This is a genomic window from Paraburkholderia terricola, from assembly GCF_900142195.1.
GTDB classification, from domain to species: Bacteria; Pseudomonadota; Gammaproteobacteria; order Burkholderiales; family Burkholderiaceae; genus Paraburkholderia; species Paraburkholderia terricola.
Map to the genome: position 1 here is coordinate 138,991 of NZ_FRAB01000005.1, position 19,819 is coordinate 158,809.

13 protein-coding genes are annotated in these 19,819 nt (G+C 63.6%); 5 read left to right on the forward strand and 8 right to left on the reverse strand.

Annotation, left to right across the window (positions count from 1 at the left end; genetic code table 11):
• The first annotated feature begins 13 nt into the window (after nt 1-13).
• The 3 genes from BUE39_RS06500 (at nt 14) to BUE39_RS06510 (ending at nt 4,472) form a co-directional block, all read left to right on the forward strand.
• Nucleotides 14-1,144: an alginate lyase family protein gene (locus BUE39_RS06500; RefSeq protein WP_073427829.1), complete on the forward strand. Its 1,131-nt coding sequence runs from the start codon at nt 14-16 to the stop codon at nt 1,142-1,144.
• 27 nt (nt 1,145-1,171) lie between these two features.
• On the forward strand, nt 1,172-2,560 hold the full coding sequence (locus BUE39_RS06505) for an L-serine ammonia-lyase (RefSeq protein ID WP_073427830.1): 1,389 nt from the start codon (nt 1,172-1,174) through the stop codon (nt 2,558-2,560).
• 199 nt (nt 2,561-2,759) lie between these two features.
• The gene (locus BUE39_RS06510; protein WP_073427927.1) at nt 2,760-4,472 is read left to right on the forward strand and encodes a thiamine pyrophosphate-binding protein; all 1,713 of its coding nucleotides are present in this window, start codon (nt 2,760-2,762) and stop codon (nt 4,470-4,472) included.
• A 76-nt stretch (nt 4,473-4,548) separates the two neighbouring features.
• On the opposite strand, the gene BUE39_RS06515 is transcribed toward BUE39_RS06510, so the two are convergent.
• From BUE39_RS06515 to putA, 4 genes are all read right to left on the reverse strand, one after another.
• Entirely contained in the window at nt 4,549-5,169 is a 621-nt protein-coding gene (locus tag BUE39_RS06515) for a hypothetical protein (protein ID WP_200799505.1), read from the reverse strand.
• An 8-nt stretch (nt 5,170-5,177) separates the two neighbouring features.
• Nucleotides 5,178-5,381 (reverse strand): hypothetical protein, encoded by a 204-nt coding sequence (locus tag BUE39_RS06520; protein WP_227470911.1) that lies wholly within the window; start codon nt 5,379-5,381, stop codon nt 5,178-5,180.
• 294 nt (nt 5,382-5,675) lie between these two features.
• The gene (locus BUE39_RS06525) at nt 5,676-6,824 is read right to left on the reverse strand and encodes a branched-chain amino acid ABC transporter substrate-binding protein (RefSeq protein WP_073427832.1); all 1,149 of its coding nucleotides are present in this window, start codon (nt 6,822-6,824) and stop codon (nt 5,676-5,678) included.
• 87 nt (nt 6,825-6,911) lie between these two features.
• Nucleotides 6,912-10,850 carry a trifunctional transcriptional regulator/proline dehydrogenase/L-glutamate gamma-semialdehyde dehydrogenase gene (gene putA / locus BUE39_RS06530; protein WP_073427833.1) on the reverse strand — a complete coding sequence of 1,313 codons (3,939 nt, stop codon included), beginning with the start codon at nt 10,848-10,850 and terminating at the stop codon, nt 6,912-6,914.
• Nucleotides 10,851-11,165: 315 nt separating this feature from the next.
• Between putA and BUE39_RS35115 the strand changes: the two genes are divergently transcribed.
• Nucleotides 11,166-11,333: a hypothetical protein gene (locus BUE39_RS35115; protein WP_167363269.1), complete on the forward strand. Its 168-nt coding sequence runs from the start codon at nt 11,166-11,168 to the stop codon at nt 11,331-11,333.
• A 459-nt stretch (nt 11,334-11,792) separates the two neighbouring features.
• Here BUE39_RS35115 and BUE39_RS06535 read toward each other — a convergent pair whose 3' ends face one another.
• Both BUE39_RS06535 and hemE read right to left on the reverse strand, forming a co-directional pair.
• Nucleotides 11,793-14,036 carry a primosomal protein N' gene (locus BUE39_RS06535; RefSeq protein ID WP_176035752.1) on the reverse strand — a complete coding sequence of 748 codons (2,244 nt, stop codon included), beginning with the start codon at nt 14,034-14,036 and terminating at the stop codon, nt 11,793-11,795.
• Between the two features lie 463 nt (nt 14,037-14,499).
• Nucleotides 14,500-15,600 carry a uroporphyrinogen decarboxylase gene (gene hemE, locus BUE39_RS06540; protein WP_073427930.1) on the reverse strand — a complete coding sequence of 367 codons (1,101 nt, stop codon included), beginning with the start codon at nt 15,598-15,600 and terminating at the stop codon, nt 14,500-14,502.
• A gap of 230 nt (nt 15,601-15,830) precedes the next feature.
• Between hemE and BUE39_RS06545 the strand changes: the two genes are divergently transcribed.
• Entirely contained in the window at nt 15,831-16,628 is a 798-nt protein-coding gene (locus tag BUE39_RS06545; RefSeq protein WP_073427834.1) for a transporter substrate-binding domain-containing protein, read from the forward strand.
• 802 nt (nt 16,629-17,430) lie between these two features.
• On the opposite strand, the gene BUE39_RS06555 is transcribed toward BUE39_RS06545, so the two are convergent.
• On the reverse strand, nt 17,431-19,161 hold the full coding sequence (locus tag BUE39_RS06555) for an AMP-binding protein (protein WP_073427835.1): 1,731 nt from the start codon (nt 19,159-19,161) through the stop codon (nt 17,431-17,433).
• A 230-nt stretch (nt 19,162-19,391) separates the two neighbouring features.
• The gene (locus tag BUE39_RS06560) at nt 19,392-19,817 is read right to left on the reverse strand and encodes a F0F1 ATP synthase subunit epsilon (RefSeq protein ID WP_073427836.1); all 426 of its coding nucleotides are present in this window, start codon (nt 19,815-19,817) and stop codon (nt 19,392-19,394) included.
• Between the last annotated feature and the right edge of the window lie 2 nt (nt 19,818-19,819).

The window sequence follows — 19,819 nt, forward strand, 5'->3', positions numbered from 1 at the left end:
CGAGGAGTTTCGCATGGCGCGAAAGGTGCGATTGATGCAAAGCCGGGCCGAAACAGGGCGAACCCACGCGCGGCGGCGAACATGGGCGATCTTGCTGGCTGGCGCAGCCGTGCTGCTGCCGCTCGGGCAAGCGCAGGCCGCGATGAATTTTTGTGCAGCGCCCGCGCTGCAAACCAGTGAACGCACGAACGCCGATCCTGGCGTGAAGGCGCTGGTGAGCAACGTGCAGGCGCATCTGAACGACCCGCCGCATGCGCAGGCCAGGCTGCACACCGAAGGTTCGCTGCCGCATGAAGGCATCTACGACCAAAGCGTCGAGGCGGAGAAAGATCTCGATCTTTTGCGCGACGCCGCGCTTGCATGGCGCGCCACCAGCGACGACCGTTATCTCAAGCTCGTCGATCGCTTGCTGTTCGCGTGGGTCACGACGTATCAACCGGGTTTCAACCCGATCGACGAAACGCGTTTCGAAGGCCTGATCCTCGCCTACGACATGACCGCGAGCGCGCTGCCCGTGAAAACGCGCAACGCGTCGATGGCCTTTCTGACGAAACTCGCGAACGGCTACATCGAGCAGATCGACGCGCAGCCGCGTCCGTTGAAGGGCACCTACCGGAACAACTGGCAGAGCCACCGGATCAAGCTGATCGCAATGGCCGCGTTCACGCTCGACAACCGCAAGATGATCAACGCGGCCCAGCGTCTGTTCGTCGAGCATATCGGCGACAACATCGCGCCGGACGGATCGACCGTCGATTTCGGCGAACGCGACGCGCTGCACTACGTCACCTACGACTTGCAGCCGCTCGTCACGGCCGCGCTGTCCGCCCGCCGCCACAACCGCAACTGGCTGCCGGAGAAGGGGCTGAACGGCGCGTCGCTGCAAGCCGCGCTTAACTGGCTCACGCCGTATGCGGACGGCAGCAAGACGCATGAGGAATTCGTGCGTTCGAGCGTCCCGTTCGATGCCAAACGTCGCGAGGCCGGCTTGCCGGGCTATTCGGGCCAGTGGGATCCGAAGAACGCGACGGAACTGTTTCACCTGGCGGCGCGTCTCGACGGACGCTATACGCCGATCGCGCTACAGCTCGCACCGACGCCGCCCGCATGGCTCGCCGTGTGTTTGCCGCTGTCGGCGCGCTAAACCAACTTTCCATCAGCAGGAGCAGTAATGGCAGTCAGCGTGTTCGACCTTTTCAAAATCGGCATTGGTCCGTCCAGCTCGCATACGGTCGGGCCGATGCGCGCGGCGCTGATGTTCGTTCAGGGGCTCGAACGCGATGGGCTGCTCGATGCGACCGCCTCGGTGAAAGTGGACTTGTATGGCTCGCTCGGCGCGACGGGCAAGGGCCACGGCACGGATCGCGGCGTGATGCTCGGCCTGATGGGCGACGCGCCCGACACCGTCGACCCGGAGACGATCGCACAGCGGCTCGACGCGGTGCGAAGCTCGCGCAAGCTCGCCTTGCTCGACACGCACGAGGTGCCGTTCGTGCAGAAAGACCATATTTCGTTTTATCGCCAGGCGCTGGCCGAGCATCCGAACGGCCTGACGCTGCGCGCGTTCGATGCGCAAGGCGAGACGTTGCGCGAGTCGACGTATCTGTCGGTGGGCGGCGGTTTCGTGGTGACGGCCGGCGCGCCGAATACCAAGGTGCTGAGCGCCGTCGATCAATTGCCACATTCGTTTCGCAGCGGCAACGAGTTGCTCGCGCTGTGCGAGTCGACCGGCAAGAGCATCGCGCAATTGATGTGGGAAAACGAACGCGTGTGGCACACGGAAGAAGAGACGCGCGCGGGCCTGCTGAAGATCTGGGACGTGATGCAGTCGTGCGTGGCGCGCGGTTGCGGCATCAACAACCCGGACGCCGACGGCAATCTGCCCGGCCCGTTCCAGGTGAAGCGCCGCGCGCCGCAGTTGTATCGCACGCTGTCCGGCAATCCCGAGCTTGCGCTGCGCGATCCGCTGTCGATGGTCGACTGGATCAATCTGTACGCGATCGCGGTGAACGAAGAAAACGCGGCGGGCGGGCGTGTCGTCACCGCGCCGACCAACGGCGCGGCCGGCATCATTCCGGCGGTGCTGCATTACTACACGCGCTTCATGCCAGGCTCGAATCAGCAGGGCGTGATCGACTTCCTGATGACGGCGGCGGCGATCGGCATTCTGTACAAGCTGAACGCGTCGATTTCGGGCGCGGAAGTGGGGTGCCAGGGCGAGGTCGGCGTCGCCTGTTCGATGGCGGCCGGCGCGCTCGCCGCCGTGATGGGCGGCACGCCCAGGCAGGTCGAGAACGCGGCGGAAATCGGCATGGAACACAACCTCGGGCTGACGTGCGATCCGGTCGGCGGCATGGTGCAGATTCCGTGTATCGAGCGCAATGCGATGGCCTCGGTGAAGGCGGTCAACGCGGCGCGCATGGCTTTGCGCGGCGACGGCAGTCATTATGTATCGCTCGATTCGGTGATCAAGACCATGCGCGAAACCGGCGCGGATATGAAGACCAAGTACAAGGAAACGTCGCGCGGCGGTTTGGCGGTGAATATCGTCGAGTGCTGAACGCGGCGCTTTAAGGCGAAGGACGACGCGGGCCACGGCCCGCGTTTTTATTGCCGTGCCGCCGGCGCTTCGCGCTTGCGCCGAATCGTGGCATCGCATGCGCGCTCGGCGTAAGCTGTCGGTTCGCGCATTTGGCTTGATCAAGCCGGATGCGGCAAACCCGATCGCACCCATCGCAATGCCTGGAGGCTTCATCGCAATGCCGCTCGCTTCTGACTCTTCCGCCGCCGCGCACGCCACCGGCGCGCGTCTCATCGTCGATGCCTTGCTGACGCACGGCGTCGAGCGTGTTTTCTGCGTACCAGGTGAGAGCTTTCTCGCTGTTCTCGATTCGCTGCACGACGAAACCGAGCGCATTCAAACCATCGTCTGCCGTCACGAAGCGGCCGCGGCGAACATGGCCGAGGCCGTCGGCAAATTGACCGGCCGCCCTGGCGTGGCGATCGTCACGCGCGGGCCGGGGGCGACGCATGCGTCGATCGGCGTGCACACCGCGTTTCAGGATTCCACGCCGATGATTCTGCTGATCGGCCAGTGCGCGCGCGGGCATCTGGACCGCGAGGCCTTTCAGGAGATCGACTACCGGCGCATGTTCGGTCAGATGGCGAAGTGGGTCGCGCAAATCGACGATGCCACGCGCATTCCCGAATATCTCAGTCATGCGTTCCATGCCGCGACATCGGGACGGCCCGGGCCGGTCGTACTGTCGTTGCCGGAAGACGTATTGAGCGATGCCTGTGCGGTCGTCGCCGGCGCGCCGGCTTATCAACGCGTGGCGGCGTCGCCGTCGGCCGCGCAAATCGAGAAGCTGCGCGAGTTGCTCGAACGCGCGCAACGGCCGATGCTGATCGCGGGCGGCAGCGGCTGGACACCTGAGGCATGTGCGGACCTGCAACGCTTCGTCGAGAACTGGCGGCTGCCGGTCGGCTTGGCGTTCCGCTTCCAGGACACGCTCGATAATGAGCACCCGAACTATGCCGGCGACGTCGGCCTCGGCATCAATCCGGCGCTGGCGCAGCGTATCCGCGATGCGGATTTGCTGCTCACGTTCGGTCCGCGTTTAGGCGAGGCAACGACGAACGGCTACACGCTGCTCGACATTCCCAAGACGAAGCAGACGCTGGTGCACGTGCATCAAGGCGCGGAAGAGCTGGGGCGTGTGTACGCCGCCGACTTGCCGATCGTCTCGGGCATGCCGGAACTGGCGGCGATGCTTGCGGCGTTGCTGCCTTCATCGGCGGATGCGTTGCCGTGGAGCGGAGCGGCGGAAGAAGCGCATCGCGCGTATCTGGAGTGGCGCAAGCCGCGCCCGATTCCCGGCGACGTGCAAATGGGCGAAGTGATCGAGCAATTGCGCGCGCATCTGCCGGAAGACGCGATTCTCACCAACGGCGCGGGCAATTACGCGACGTGGCTGCATCGGCATTTTTCGTATCGCCACTATCGCTCGCAACTCGCGCCGACGAGTGGCGCGATGGGCTACGGCGTGCCGGCGGCGATCGCGGCCAAGTCGATGTATCCACAGCGTGCCGTGGTGGCGCTTGCCGGCGACGGCTGCTTCATGATGTCCGCGCAGGAGTTGGCCACCGCGATGCAGTACGACCTGCATGTGATTTTCATCGTCGTGAACAATGGTCACTTCGGCACGATCCGCATGCATCAGGAACGGCACTATCCGAATCGCGTGCACGGCACGGGGCTGACGAACCCGGATTTCGCGGCGTTCGCGCGCTCGTTCGGCGCGCATGGCGAAACGGTGACGCGCACCGACGAATTCATTCCGGCGCTGCATCGTGCGATGGAGGCGAAACGCGCGGCGTTGATCGAGATTCGGATGCCGCAGGAGGCGAGCACGCCGGGCGCGACGTTGGAGCAGATTCGGGAGCAGGGGCGGAAGCTGCGCGGCGAGTGAGGGGCTGGGGCTTGTGGGGGATGCGCTGCGGCTCCACGTCCCGCTGGGCATTTCGCCCGGGCATACAGCACATGGGCTATGCGTATATCACCGACAACGCGCCCAGTTCCTTCATCAAGGCCGGCTTGTGCGATTCGATCACGTCGGCTTGAATTTGATAGATGACAGACTTGATGACTTCAGTCTGGCTCATGTCTGTGTCGTGCATCAATGTCTTCAAATCTTCGGCGATGCGAGGCGTCACCTTCATCGAAAGGCGCCGGCGTGCCGCGCCGCGGCGCTCCTTGAAACGTTCAGATGCCGACCGATGCGCCTTTATCAGCCTTGCGCGCGGATATTCGCCGGATGCAAACCGATGCAAGTAAAGCGTCATGAGCACCTTGCGAAACTCGGTTGAACTCGCGCCGTCCACCATATAAGCGGCCAGGTCGAGAATGTCCAGATAGATGGCCGGCAATTGGGCCTCGATCGGCCTGACTTCCTTCTGCCGCGCTTCCCGAATAGCCGGCGTGGACTGCGCGGGAACCGCCACGACCCGGTCGCACACGTTGCACACCGCCGCGAGGATGTTCTTCACCTCGCCTTTGCCGTCGCTGAATGGCACGTCACGCCGGGCGAACGTCGTGCTCACGAGCTGCTTGCAATGGCTGCAGATCGCCCTGCTTTTGTCGCCTTCCTCGTACAGTTTCATCTTCATGGCTTAACTCACTGATGCACGCTGATAAACACGGTTTCCGGATCGCCCACGAAGTAAAACTTCACGTACCAGCCGCCGGATTCGATGATATGGACATCAATCGACGCAATGCTGTGGTGAGGTGACGAGCGATATTGCGTGCCGTCGCTACGGGTGATGAGAGCCTCGACGAACTGAGCGCTGATTTGTCCAGTCGACAAAAGGTTTTTCACATTGATGCCAGATCGGGCCTCATGCTGAAACCGCCCCGACCTGAGTGCCGCAATGACTGCCCGCTTCACTTGCCTGTATTTGCCTGGTATCGACAACCGCGCCTCCCATTATACGACGCCTCTCGTACGAAACGCGCGGTGTTGATTTCGCGCCTCCCAACGCATTGTCGATGAACTTTTTTTCGGGAGAAGGCGACCTACGGGAACTCAAGCCCGTCATGTGTCCGGCCACCATAAAAAAACCCCGCCGAAGCGGGGTTCCCATGAACGTCGAAACAAGCAGCAAAACCGTGCTTACTTTCCGCCCACGCTTTGCAGCGTCGTCCACTTGCCGTCGACAACCTTGTACAGCGTGATGCCGCCGTTCTTCAGGTCGCCCTTGCTGTCGTACGCAAGATTCGCCGACGTCACCGCCGGCATCGAGGTCTTGGCGAGCACCGGCAGATACTTGGCCGGATCGGTCGAGTTCGCCTTCTTCATCGCGTCGAACATCGCCATTGCACCGTCGTAGGCGTACGGCGAATACGTTTGCACGTCTTCGTTGAAACGCTTCTTGTACTTCGCGACGTAGTCCTTGCCGCCCGGCATTTCTTCCAGCGGCAAGCCGGCGAGCGATGCCACCGTGCCGTTCGCCGCGTCGCCCGCGAGCTTGATGAAGGTCGGCGTGTGGACCATTTCACCGCCCATCAGCGGCGCCTTGATGCCGAGCGCCTTCATCTGCTTGACCATCGGCGCCGCTTGCGAATCCGCGCCGCCGTAATAGATCAGGTCGGGGTTGGCCGACTTCAGCTTGGTCAGGATCGACTTGAAGTCCACGGCCTTGTCGTTCGTGAACTCACGATCGACGATCGTGCCGCCGGCGGCCTTCGCGGCCTTTTCGAACTGATCGGCGAGACCTTGGCCGTAGGCCGTGCGGTCGTCGACGATCACGATCTTCTTCATGCCGAGGGTCTTCACCGCGAATGTGCCGGCGACCGAACCTTGCTGCGTGTCGGACGTCATCATGCGGAAGGTGGTCTTGAAGCCTTGCTGCGTGTATTCCGGCGCCGTCGCCATGGCGATTTCGGGGATGCCCGCGTTCGCGTAAATGCGCGAAGCCGGAATCGTGGTGCCCGAATTGAAGTGGCCGAGCATGCCCTTGATGCCGTCGTCCACCAGCTTCTGCGCGACGGTCGTGCCGGTGCGCGGATCGGCCTGGTCGTCGGCCGAATCGAGCACGAAGCGAACCTGCTTGCCGCCGATCACCGGCTTGGTCGCGTTCATGTCTTCCACCGCCAGCGTGATGCCGTTCTGGAAGTCCTTGCCGTAGTGCGCCTGCGCGCCCGTCATCGGACCGGCGAAACCGATCTTCACGTCTTCCGTCGATTGAGCGTTGGCCGTCCCCGCCAGCGACATTGCCGCAACCAGCGCTGCGCCTGCCAGCTGTTTCATCTTGTGTTGCATAGCTTCTCCTTGGTACCAGGTGTGGATGGAGCGGTTTCGGGGTCGCCGTACCGCTTCCGTTTTATTGAGGGAATCGACGAGGTTCGCTCAGCCGATCGTCATCAAATTCGCATTACCGCCGGCTGCCGCCGTATTCACGCTGACCGAGCGTTCCGTCAACAGACGCTCGAGCGCGTAGTCCTCGTCGCCGCTTTCCAGCGCGCCCGCCGCGACACCCTGCACCGAGACGATCGGCCCAGGACGCTTGGCGACCTCCTTCACCAGCGTCAGCAGTTCGTCGCTGTCGCCTTCGAACAGCACGGCGTCGAAAGGCGTCTCGGCGCTTTTCTTCACGCTCGCATACGGCTTGAGCGGCGCGGGCAGCCGCGACACCAATTGTTCACCAGCCGCGCCGTCGAACAAGGCGCGATTTCCCGTAGCCAGCGCCGCGGCGAACTGCACGCGCGCGCCGCTCGCCGTCGACGCGACACACAGCACCGTGCCGCGCGCGCCCAGCGTGTAGGTGTTGCGCTCGCCGGTGGGCCCCGACAATACCGCGGTCGCGCCCGCCGGCATATGCGACAGATAACCGTCGCAGCGTGCGGCCAGTTGCGGCTCGCGTTCGTCGATCAGCCAGTCGCGCAGCGCGGTCAATGCGGCGGACGGATTGTCGCTGTTTTCGGCAGCCTTCGGTGCATCCGCGACCAGCGCCTGCGCGAGCGACTTCGGCAAGCCGGCCGGACGCGTCGCCAGCAAACGCTGCAAATACAGCGCGCCGCCCGCCTTCGGTCCCGTTCCCGACAAGCCTTCGCCGCCGAACGGCTGCACGCCGACCACCGCGCCGATCACGTTACGGTTCACGTAGATGTTGCCGACATGCGCACGGCCGATCACGTGAGCGATGGTTTCGTCGATGCGCGTATGAATGCCGAGCGTGAGGCCATAACCCGTCGCGCGGATCTGTTCGAGCAGCTTGTCCAGTTGGCTGCGGCGGTAACGCACCACGTGCAGCACCGGGCCGAACACTTCGCGCTTGAGTTCGTCGATGCTGTCGAGCTCGATCAGCGTCGGCGGCACGAAAGTGCCTTGCGCGCCGCCTTCCGGCATCGGCAGTTGCTCGACCTTGCGGCCTTTCTCGCGCATCGCCGCGATATGCGCGTCGATGCCGCGCTTCGCGTCGAGGTCGATTACGGGCCCCACGTCGATCGACAGGCGATCGGGATTGCCCACGGCCAGTTCGCGCATCGCGCCGGTCAGCATCTCGAGCGTGCGGTCCGCGACGTCGTCTTGCAGACAAAGAACGCGTAGCGCGGAACACCGTTGACCGGCGGAGTCGAACGACGATTGCAGCACGTCCGCCACCACCTGCTCGGCGAGCGCCGACGAGTCGACGATCATCGCATTCTGGCCGCCGGTTTCGGCGATCAGCGGAATCGGCTTGCCTTCGGGATCGAGGCGATTCGACAGCGTCTTGTTGATCAGCCGCGCGACTTCGGTCGAGCCGGTGAACATCACGGCGCGCGTGCGCGGATCGGCGACCAGTGCAGCGCCGACCGTTTCGCCATCGCCCGGCAGCAGTTGCACCGCGCCCGTCGGCACGCCGGCTTCGCGCAGAATGCGCACGGCTTGCGCGGCGATCAGCGGCGTTTGCTCGGCCGGTTTCGCGAGCACCGTGTTGCCGGCGGCGAGCGCCGCGGCCACCTGGCCCATGAAAATCGCCAGCGGGAAGTTCCACGGGCTGATACAGACGACAGGACCGAGCGGACGGTGCGTGTCGTTGGAAAATTCGCTGCGGATCTGCGTGGAGTAATAGCGCAGGAAGTCGATCGCTTCCCGGATTTCCGACACCGCGTTCGCCAGCGATTTGCCCGCTTCGCGCACGACCAGGCCCATCAGCGTGTGCATCTGCGCTTCGAGCAGGTCGGCGGCACGCGCGAGGCAATCGGCGCGCGCGTCGACCGGCGTGGCCTGCCAGATCGGCGCGGCGGCAACCGCGTGCGCCAGGGCCGCGCTCACGTGTTCCGAGGTTGCTTCGATCACCGTGCCGACGAGATCGCGGTGATCCGCCGGATTGCGCACGTCGCGTGCGACACCACGGGTAGCCACGGCGATTTCGTTGTCGTCGAGCATCGGCGCGGCGCGCCACGGATGATGCGCGCTCGCGAGCAACGCCGAGGACAACGACGCCAGCCGATGCTCGTTCGACAGATCGAGGCCCATCGAATTGAGCCGCTCCGAACCGAACAGGTGGCGCGGCAGCGGAATCTTCGCGTGCGGCGCGCCGAGCGGCACGATCTTCGATGCTTCCTCGACGGGGTCGGCGATCAGGTCCTTGATCGCGACGTTTTCATCGGCGATGCGGTTCACGAACGACGTGTTCGCGCCGTTTTCAAGCAGACGGCGCACGAGGTACGCGAGCAGCGTTTCGTGCGTGCCGACCGGCGCATACACGCGGCACGGACGGTTCAGCTTGTCGCGGCCGGTGACTTCCTCGTAGAGCGGCTCGCCCATGCCGTGCAGGCATTGGAACTCGTACTGGCCGGGATAGTAGTTGTTGCCCGCGAGGTAATAGATCGCCGAAAGCGTATGCGCGTTGTGCGTGGCGAACTGCGGATAAACCGCGTCCGGCGCGCCGAGCAGCTTCTTCGCGCAGGCGAGATACGACACGTCCGTATAGATCTTGCGCGTGTAGACCGGATAGCCTTCGAGGCCGTCCACTTGCGCGCGCTTGATTTCGGTGTCCCAGTACGCGCCCTTCACGAGGCGCACCATGATCCGGTGACGGCTGCGGCGCGCCAGATCGACGATGTAGTCGATCACGAACGGGCAGCGCTTCTGATACGCCTGCACCACGAAACCGATGCCGTTCCAGCCGGCCAGTTCGGGATCGAAGCACAGCGCCTCAAGCAGATCGAGCGAGATTTCGAGGCGGTCGGCTTCTTCGGCGTCGATGTTCAGGCCGATGTCGTAGCGGCGCGCGAGGATCGCCAGCGAGCGCACGCGCGGCAGCAGTTCGCTCATCGTGCGCTCCTGCTGCGAGCGCGAGTAGCGTGCGTGCAGCGCCGAGAGCTTGATCGAGATGCCCGGGCCTTCGTAGATGCCGCGGCCGCCGGCGGCCTTGCCGATCGCGTGGATCGCCTGTTCGTACGACGCGTAGTAGCGCTGCGCGTCGGCTTCGGTGGTGGCGGCTTCGCCGAGCATGTCGTACGAGTAGCGAAAGCCGCGCGCTTCGTACTTGCGGCTGTTGGCGAGCGCCTCGGAAATGTTCTCGCCCGTGACGAATTGCTCGCCCATCAGACGCATCGCCATGTCGACGCCCTTTCGGATCAACGGCTCGCCGCCCTTGCCGATCAAACGGGTGAGCGCCGACGAAAGGTTCGTTTCGCTATTGGTCGTCACCAGCTTGCCGGTGATCATCAAGCCCCAGGTGGCGGCGTTGACGAACAGCGACGGCGCCTGGCCGACGTGCGATTTCCAGTCGCCCTTGCTGATCTTGTCGCGGATCAGCGCGTCGCGCGTGGCGCGGTCGGGAATGCGCAGCAGTGCTTCGGCGAGACACATCAGCGCCACGCCTTCCTGGCTCGACAGCGAGAATTCGTGGATCAGCCCTTCGACGCCGCCGCCCTTGCTTTTGGCGCGCAGCGCCTCGACGAGCTTGCCGGCCATGGCTTGCACGTCGCCCGCGAGATTGGCCGGCACGCGCGCCTGACCGAGCAGGAAGGGCACGCACTCCGGCTCGGGACGGCGGTACGCGGCGGTGATCGCCGCGCGCAGCACTGATTGCGGCTGCACGTTCTGCGCGAATTCGAGGAACGGGTGCGAGGCACCGTCTTCGTCGTTTTCGACCGCCACGCCGTCGGCCAGGTCGGCCGAACCGGTTGCGCCCGACAGTTCGGGGGGCAGCTGACCATGCTCGATCTTTTCGAGGTACGCGAAGATCGCCTGCTTGATCAGCCAGTGCGGAGTGCGTTCGAGGCGGGTGGCGGCATCTTTCAGCCGGGAACGCAGGAGGTCGTCGACCTTGACGCCAAGGGTGGTGCTAGCCATGTTTCCTTCTTCGGATACCAGACGAATCGCGCTGGCGAAAGACTAAAAGTTGAGCGAATCCTACGCTTCCCAAAAAAAAGGTGCAACCCTGCTCGATGGATGGTTGCACCTCTTTAAAAGCCCTGTACGGCGGGGGTTTCCGCGCGATGGGGCGGCGCGCGGCAACGGCGGTGGCGCTCAGTACTTTCCCTGGCGTGTTTCTTTTTGCATTTACCCTTATCAGAGTCACTGCGCGTGCCGTTATACAGGACACAGCGGACGCGGGCCTCACGGCACGCACACAAAAACAGTACGGGGTTTCAGAGGACTCGGGAAATGGAAAAGTGGCTGGTGGTATTGGGCATCTGGATGATGTGCGCGACTTGCGCGGTGCTGTTCATTCGCGGCGCGACGGGCGGCTCGGGCAAGCGGGTCTCCAACGCACGCACGCGCCCGGCTTCGCGTGCATCGGCGGGCGACGCGCGGGCCGCGCTGAACGATTAAGGGCTAAGCCGCCCGGCGACTCGCGATCGACATAGCGGCGCCGATCTTCCGAGTGACAGCGAAGCGAGCATGGAACGCACCGCCGGGTTGGCGTTTGGCTGCGAACGGGTGTGCGCGCCTCGGTTGGGACGACCGGCTTGAACTGGGCGAGCGCGTCGCCGGCCGACCCGGGCTGGTCATGCAGACGGCAACGCCGCCTGTCCTCCAGGCTCGCGCGATCCAGAACCCGAAACAGCGAGACCGGCATGCTCTGCTCGAGTGAATATCGATCTTCGGCGCGATACCGGCAGCTTGCGCAGCGGGGCGCACACGCCGCCTCGCGTGCGTCGGCGGTGCTGGCGAGGCGGACGGCCACGTCCGTTGCGAGCCCTGTCCCGAGCTATGCCAATACCGTGCGAACCCGTGCGCGGACCGCGCGCAGCCGCTGGCGATATTGACGACGACGCCGGCCGGCCGGCGTCAGATGTCGAGCGGGTCGACTTCGAGATTCCAGCGCAACACGCCTTTCATTCCGCGCAGCAGCGGCTGCCATGCGCGCAAGGTGGCCTGCAACGCGGCCCGCGATGCGCTTTCGATCAGCAACTGCGCGCGATGCACGTGCATCACCTTGACGATGGTGAGCGGCACGGCGTCATAAACCGTCACGCGTTCGGCCGCCGGAATCTCCGTGAGCGCCGCGGCGGCCTGTTGAAGAAACGCGAGCGCGGCTTCGAGCGTGCGCCCTTCGGCGCGCAGCAACGCCTGATAGACGAACGGCGGCAAGTGCGCGTCGCGCCGCTCGGCCAGCGTGGAATTGGCGAAGCCGACGTAGTCATGCCGCCCGAGCGCGTGGTACAGCGCATGGCGCGGATAGCGCGTTTGCACCAGCACCTCGCCGGGCAAACCGGCGCGGCCAGCGCGGCCGCTCACCTGCATCAACTGCGCGAAGAGGCGCTCGCTCGCACGGAAGTCGTGTGAGAACAGCGCGGTGTCGGCGTTCAACACGCCGACCAGCGACACGCGCTGGAAGTCGTGACCCTTCGCGATCATTTGCGTGCCGACGAGGATGTCGACTTCGCCCGCATGTACGTCGGAGAACAGCGCTTGGGCGCTGCCTTTGCGGCGCGTGCTGTCGGCGTCGATACGCAGCACACGGGCGCCGGGGACCGCGCTCGCCAGCGTTTCCTCGACGCGTTGCGTGCCGCGTCCCATCGGCGCGATGTCGACGTTGCCGCAATCCGGACACGAGCGCGGAATGCGCGATTCCCAGCCGCAATGATGGCAGCGCAGTGCGCGCTCGGGCTTGTGCAACACGACGTAGGCACTGCAACGCGGACAACCGGCGACCCAGCCGCAGGCGTCGCAGGCGAGTTGCGGCGCATAGCCGCGCCGGTTGAGAAACACGAGGCTTTGCTCGCCGCGCTCGAGCCGCGCCTTCAGGGCGGCGACCAGCGGCCCGGACAATCCCTCCACCGAGGCCCGCCCGCGGCGGCGCTCTTCTTCCAGATCGATTAGTTTGACGGTCGGCAGCACGGCGTCGGCGACCGCGCGGCGCGACAACGTGAGACGCTTGTAGCGGCCCTGATCGGCCTGCCACCAGCTCTCCAGCGACGGCGTGGCCGAACCGAGCACGACCGGCAAACCGAGTTGCTTGGCGCGATAGATCGCCAGATCGCGCGCCGAATAGCGCAAACCTTCCTGTTGCTTGTAGGCCGGATCGTGCTCCTCGTCGACGACGATGATCGCGAGCTTCGGCAACGACGCGAGCACCGCCAGCCGTGTGCCGAGCACGATGCGCGCGCGTCCGGTGTGCGCGGCGAACCAGTTGCGCGCGCGTTCGCCCTCGGCGAGACCGCTGTGCAGCGTGACGATCGACGTGCCTTCCAGGGCGGCGAAGCGCGCACGGAAAGCCGCCTCGAACTGCGGCGTCAGATTGATTTCGGGCACGAGGACGAGCGCCTGCGCGTCGGGCTTCGCGGCGAGAATCTCGGCGAGCGCACGCAGATACACCTCGGTCTTGCCGCTGCCCGTCACGCCGTGCAGCAGGAAGGGCGCAAAACCGTTCGCGTCGCGGATCGCGTCCACGGCGGCCGACTGTTCGTCGGTGAGGGTAGGCAGCAGGGGCGCCGGCGCGTCGGCGGAAGACGGCGCAAGCACCGCGGCGGCTTCGATAATGTCCAGCGCGACCCAGCCTTCCGCTTGCCATGCGTCCAGCGTGGCGATGGCCTTGGGATGAAGCGCGCGGGCATCCGCAGCAAGCAGGGATTCGGCGTCGGCCAGCGCCTGGGCCAACTTTCTCAGCGCGCTGGCGCGCGCGGGCAACGCATCGGGTAATGCGCGACGCCCCTCGGGCGTCATTCGGTAACGTTCCTCGGGCGCGAACAGGCGCGCCCAGCGTGAGGCGTCGCGGAGCGCCTGCGGCAGCGCGGGCAGCGCCACTTCGCCGAGGCCACGCTGGTAATAGTCGGCGGCGAAGGCGGCTAAACCCAGCCAGTGCGTCGACAACGGCGGGCAGGCGGTGCAGACGCCATGCAAATCCCGCAGACGGTCGGGCGGGACGTCGCTGTGAGCAGCCACTTCGCAAACGAGCCCCACCACATGACGCTTGCCGAACGGCACACTCACCAGCACGCCCGGCGCAACCGCCTCGGGTGTGTCGCAGCGATAGTCGAACAGGGTCGGCAGCGGATGATCCAGCGCGACGCGAACGAACACTTCGCTCACGCGGCTATGCAGAATGATTGAAGCGACGCGGCCGAATGCCGCATGGTCGGATCGCCTCGGCAGACAGCGAACTCTTCGAAGTTAAGGTAAAGCTTCAACTTCGCCGCTAAGTTTTGGATTCCGCAGAACAATTGCACCCGGCTCTCTGGCTGTGGATAACTTTGTTGAGAACTTTGCCTCGAAGGGCTGGAAGCCGCGTCGCAGCGGCCTTCTGTGGGATTCCGCACACTCCGCGGCGGCCCCGCGAAACCCTTGCCAGATAAGGCTTGGATCAAATGCGCCCGCGATGTGCAAGGGCTGCCGGGCGACGAAAGCTTCTACCGCGCCGCAGCGCAACGAATGTGTATAAGTCAAGTCTTGACAACCGCGAGATCGCCAACTGACGGCCTCTTGCCCCCGAACTTTCCCTTAGATCGAGAGCCCAGTTCATTGCGCTGCAACAAAAATGGCAACGATTACGGCTTCATGCTGGTGCATGAGCGCCACTGCGAATTGCACGGCTATGACGGTGCACTTCGTCCACGAGTTCGGCGACGTTTTCCGGCGGCGTGAACTGCGAGATGCCGTGGCCGAGGTTGAAAACGTGGCCCGGATGGTTGCCGAAACTGTCGAGCACGGCGCGGGCTTCCATGCGGATCGAAGCCGGCGGCGCGAACAGTACCGACGGATCGATATTGCCCTGAAGCGCGACCTTGCTGCCCACGCGCTCGCGTGCCTTGCGCAGGTTGACGGTCCAATCGAGCCCGACCGCGTCCACGCCGGTATCCGCGATTTCGTCGAGCCACAGACCGCCGCCTTTCGTGAAGGTGATTACCGGCACTTTCTCGCCGTCGTGCTCGCGCTTCAACTGGGCCACCACTTGCTGGATGTAATGCAGTGAAAAACGTTGATACGCACCGTCGGCCAGCGCTCCGCCCCACGTGTCGAAAATCATCACCGCCTGCGCGCCGGCTTCGATCTGCGCATTCAGATACGCCGCAACAGATTTTGCGTTGATGTCGAGAATGCGATGCATCAGGTCCGGGCGCGCATACAGCATCGACTTGACGGTGCGGAAGTCCGCCGAGCCGCTACCTTCGACCATGTAACACGCGAGCGTCCACGGGCTGCCGGAAAAGCCGATCAGCGGCACGCGTTGACGGCCTTGCGCGTCGGTGAGCGCGGTGCGGATTTCGCGCACGGCGTCGGTCACGTAGCGCAACGTGGCGTCGATATCCGGCACCGCGAGGCGCGCCACGTCGGCTTCCGTGCGCACCGGCCGGGCGAATTGCGGCCCTTCGCCGGTCACGAATTCGAGGCCGAGGCCCATTGCGTCGGGCACCGTGAGGATGTCGGAGAAGAGAATCGCGGCGTCGAGCGGATAACGCTCCAGCGGCTGCAGCGTGACTTCCGTCGCGAACGCCGGGTTCTTGGCGAGAGCCAGGAAACTGCCCGCGCGGCCGCGCGTGGCGTTGTATTCCGGCAGGTAGCGACCGGCTTGCCGCATCAGCCAGACAGGGGTGTAGTCGGTCGGCTGGCGCAGCAGCGCGCGCAGGAAGGTGTCGTTCAGGAGGGTATGGGCCACGTTGCGTACGACTGAGAGCAAAGGGGCATTTTACCGGAGCCGGCTCGCCGCATCGTGCTCGATGCGGGCAATAACTGTCGCCCGGATCGGTCGCGGCCGCTTATCCCGCGGTTGGGGGCCTATCGTCCGCCGCGTCATGACCTGGCCGAACGGCCGATGTTCAAGGGAAAATTGCCTGACTATCATCCGTCGGTCTTATCAAACAACGACGAAACAACCAAGGAGACTCAATGAACAAGGCAGCAATCGCATTGCTCGGCGCTCTGGCCGGCGCTCTGATTTGCGCAGGCGCGGCCAACGCGCAGACCAGCGCCCCCGCCGCGGCCGCTTCGCGACTCGACGACATTCTCGCTCGCGGCACGTTGCGCGCCTGCACGACCGGCGACTACAAGCCGTACTCCTTCTATAAGCCGGATGGCCAGTTCGAAGGTATCGACGTCGACATGACGGAGGCGCTAGCTAAATCGCTCGGCGTGAAGGTGGAGTACGTCAAAACGTCGTGGCCGAACCTGATGAACGACTTCGTGGCGAAATGCGATATCGGCGTCGGCGGGGTCTCGCCCACGCTCGAGCGGCAAAAACGTGCGTTCTTCACGCAGGCGTATATGGTGGACGGCAAGACGCCGATCGTTCGGTGCGACGACGTCAGCAAATATCAAACGGTGGCGCAAATCGATCAACCGGCAACGCGCGTGATCGTCAATCCAGGTGGCACGAACGAGCGTTTCGCGAAGCAGTATTTCACGCACGCGGCCGTCACCGTCTATCCGGACAACGTGACGATCTTCAAGCAGATTCTCGCGGGCAAGGCGGACGTCATGGTGACAGATGCATCCGAGACCCTGCTGCAGCAAAAGCTCAATCCAGGCCTTTGCTCGGTGCATCCAGACAAGCCGTTCCAGTACGGCGAGAAGGCGTGGCTGTTGCCGCGTGGCGATGTCGCGCTCCAGCAGTACGTGGATCAGTGGTTGCACCTGGCCCGCGCAACCGGCGAATATCAGACGATTGCGGATAAGTGGCTGAAATAGAGCTTTGCGCTCGGCCGCCCTTTCAATTCCGACGGAAAAGGCGGGATTAGAAGGCGCTGATGGTTCGATGTTCGTCGCACAATCGTGTAACGGCCCTCAGCGCGCTTAACCGTACGCAGAACGGCGCGGACGCTTGTCTTCGCAGCGAACCGGCCCTCTGCACCGGCCCGCCGGCTGGGTTCGGTGCTGCGATGCAATGTCGTTGCCATCGCACATGGGACGATTTTCGGGCGGTTTCGAAAAGCACCTGTAACAAAGGCGATCGGCGGCAAAAAGGTGAGTGTGCAACGAGTTCATGCGGAATCGACTTAACAATTTACGCCGCAATATGCTTCGCGAATAGCATCAATCGGGCGTATGAAATTGCCGTCGAGTCATAGGTAAAATTTACGTTTTAAAGGTTTCGTTTTGGCAATAAGTCCCGCAACGCCTTATCTGGCGGGCGTTACAACCTGAAACAATTTGTTACCGCGCTCAAAGGTTAATTCGCCCACAATGCCCTCAACGGTTTCAACACGGATGTGGCTGGGTGCGCGGTGTGAGCGGATACTTTGCACTTGCCGGTCGGCGTATGCCGAAGCCCTGTAAAGGGGCATCCCTGCTGGGGCCGTAGTCGACGCCGGGTCGTCGTCTCAGTCGGTTCCTACTTTGGTCTCCTCGCGCTAACCCCGTAGCGTGTGGTTTTTAGCGGGCTCCAGGCCCGCTTTTTTTTCGTCTTGCCAAACGTTTGCGAGTTGTTTTGCGAGCGTGCGCGGCGGCTGGTCCATCCAGCACAACGCGAGATTTGCGCCCGCGCTGAACCTCAAGCCGTTTTATCTTCCTTCACCTTCAATTCGCTAATCATGCGCTCCCGCATGACGAATTTCTGCACTTTGCCCGTCACCGTCATCGGCAGTTCGTCGACGAAGCGGATGTACTTCGGCACCTTGTAGTGCGCAATCTGGCCTTGGCAGAACTGCTGGATCTCTTCGGCGGTGGCCTGCTCGCCCGACCGCAATACGATCCACGCGCACACTTCCTCGCCGTATTTCGCATCGGGCACGCCGAACACCTGCACGCTTTGGATCTTCGGATGACGGAACAGAAATTCTTCGATTTCCCGCGGATAGATGTTCTCACCGCCACGGATCAGCATGTCCTTGAGGCGGCCGACGATGTTGCAATAGCCTTCCGCGTCGAGCGTCGCCAGATCGCCGGTATGCATCCAGCCGTCCACGATGCTTTCCCGCGTCTTCTCCTCATCCCCCCAGTAGCCCTGCATAACTGAATAGCCGCGAGTGCATAGCTCACCGGTCTCGCCAACCGGCACGATCGCACCGAGCGGATCGATGATCTTCACTTCGAGATGCGGCTGAATGCGGCCAACGGTCGTCGTGCGTTTGTCGAGCGGGTCGGTGGTCGAACTCTGAAACGACACCGGGCTTGTTTCCGTCATGCCGTAGGCGATCGTGATTTCGCTCAGATGCATCTTCGAAACGACCTTCTTCATCGTCTCAATCGGGCAGGGCGAGCCGGCCATGATCCCGGTGCGTAAATGCGAGAGGTCGTAATCGGCAAAGTTCGGATGATCGAGCTCGGCGATGAACATGGTAGGCACACCGTGCAGCGCGGTGCACTTTTCTTCCGCGACGGCGGCCAGCGTTGCGGCCGGATCGAAAGCTTCGCCCGGAAACACCATGTTCGCCCCGACCGACACGCACGCCAGCACCGCGAGCACCATGCCGAAACAGTGATAAAGCGGGACGGGGATGCACAGGCTATCCTGCTCGGTCAGCCGCATTGCCATCGCGATATAGCGCGCGTTGTTGACGACGTTGCTGTGCGTCAGCGTCGCGCCCTTCGGATTACCCGTCGTGCCGCTGGTGAACTGGATGTTAATCGGCTCGTGGCACGAAAGCGTGGCGCCGATTCCATCGAGCCTTGCGACGTCCAGCGTCGCGCGGCCCCGCTCGATCACATCCGAGAAGCTCAGCATGCCCGGCGTTTCCGTGTCGCACATGCGGATCACATAGCGCAAATCGGGCAGCCTCGCAGCATGCAGGTCGCCCGGCGCGTGTGTGGCCAACTCCGGGGCGAGCGCCTGCAGCATCTCCAGGTACATCGACGTCTTGAAACGCTCGGCCGCGATAATCGCCTTGCAGCCGACCTTGTTCAGCGCATATTCGAGTTCGGCGAGCCGATAGGCCGGGTTGATGTTGACGAGTACGGCGCCGATGCGCGCCGTCGCGAACTGCGTGAGCACCCATTCCACTCGATTCGGTGACCAGATACCGACGCGGTCGCCCTTCACGATGCCGAGCGCAAGCAATCCTGCGGCCAGCACGTCGACCTCTTCCGCAAACTCCTTCCACGTCCAGCGAATACCCTGCTCGCGAAACACCACGGCAGGACGGTCAGGAAAACGCGCTGCCGTGTCGCGCAGAAACTGACCGATCGTCGCCTCGCTCAACGGAATATCGGTCGATCCACGGACGTACGACAACCCGTCTCTGGGTTCGATAAGTGCGCCCTCGCCTGACACATGCGTTGCCATGGTGTTGTCTCCGTGAGCGAAAGCTCGCCCTATTGAAATGGATTTGAAATCGATTGTGCCACCGGCGCATCTCCATACGGCATCAAGTCTTACCCGCAGCGCATTCGGGGACCAGCACGGCAAAGCATCAATCGATGCTATTGCGCAATTTTGATTACCTTTCCGTAAACGTCAAGTGACGATCAAAAAAAAGCAGCCGAGGAGGCTGCTTTCTCTCTGATACGTATTGCCTAGTTCTGACCGCGCAGCTTACGCAGGCGCTGGATTGCAGCGAGTTGAGCCGTTGCGTACGCCAGTTCCGCTTGCGCGGTAGCGTATTCGAGGTTCGAGCCCGTGTTCTGCAGCGCTTCTTCCGCACGCTTGCGTGCATCTTCAGCTTTGGCTTCGTCGAGATCCTTGCCGCGAATTGCAGTGTCGGCGAGAACCGTGACAGCGCCCGGCTGAACTTCGAGAATACCGCCGGCGACGAACACAAACTCTTCTTCGCCGTTTTCAGCTTCGATGCGCACCGCACCCGGACGAATCCGCGTGATGAGCGGCGTGTGGCCCGGCAGGATGCCGAGTTCACCCGCCTCGCCCGGCAGCGCGACGAACTTCGCCTGGCCCGAGAAGATCTGCTCTTCCGCGCTGACGACGTCTACCTTGATAGTTGCCATAA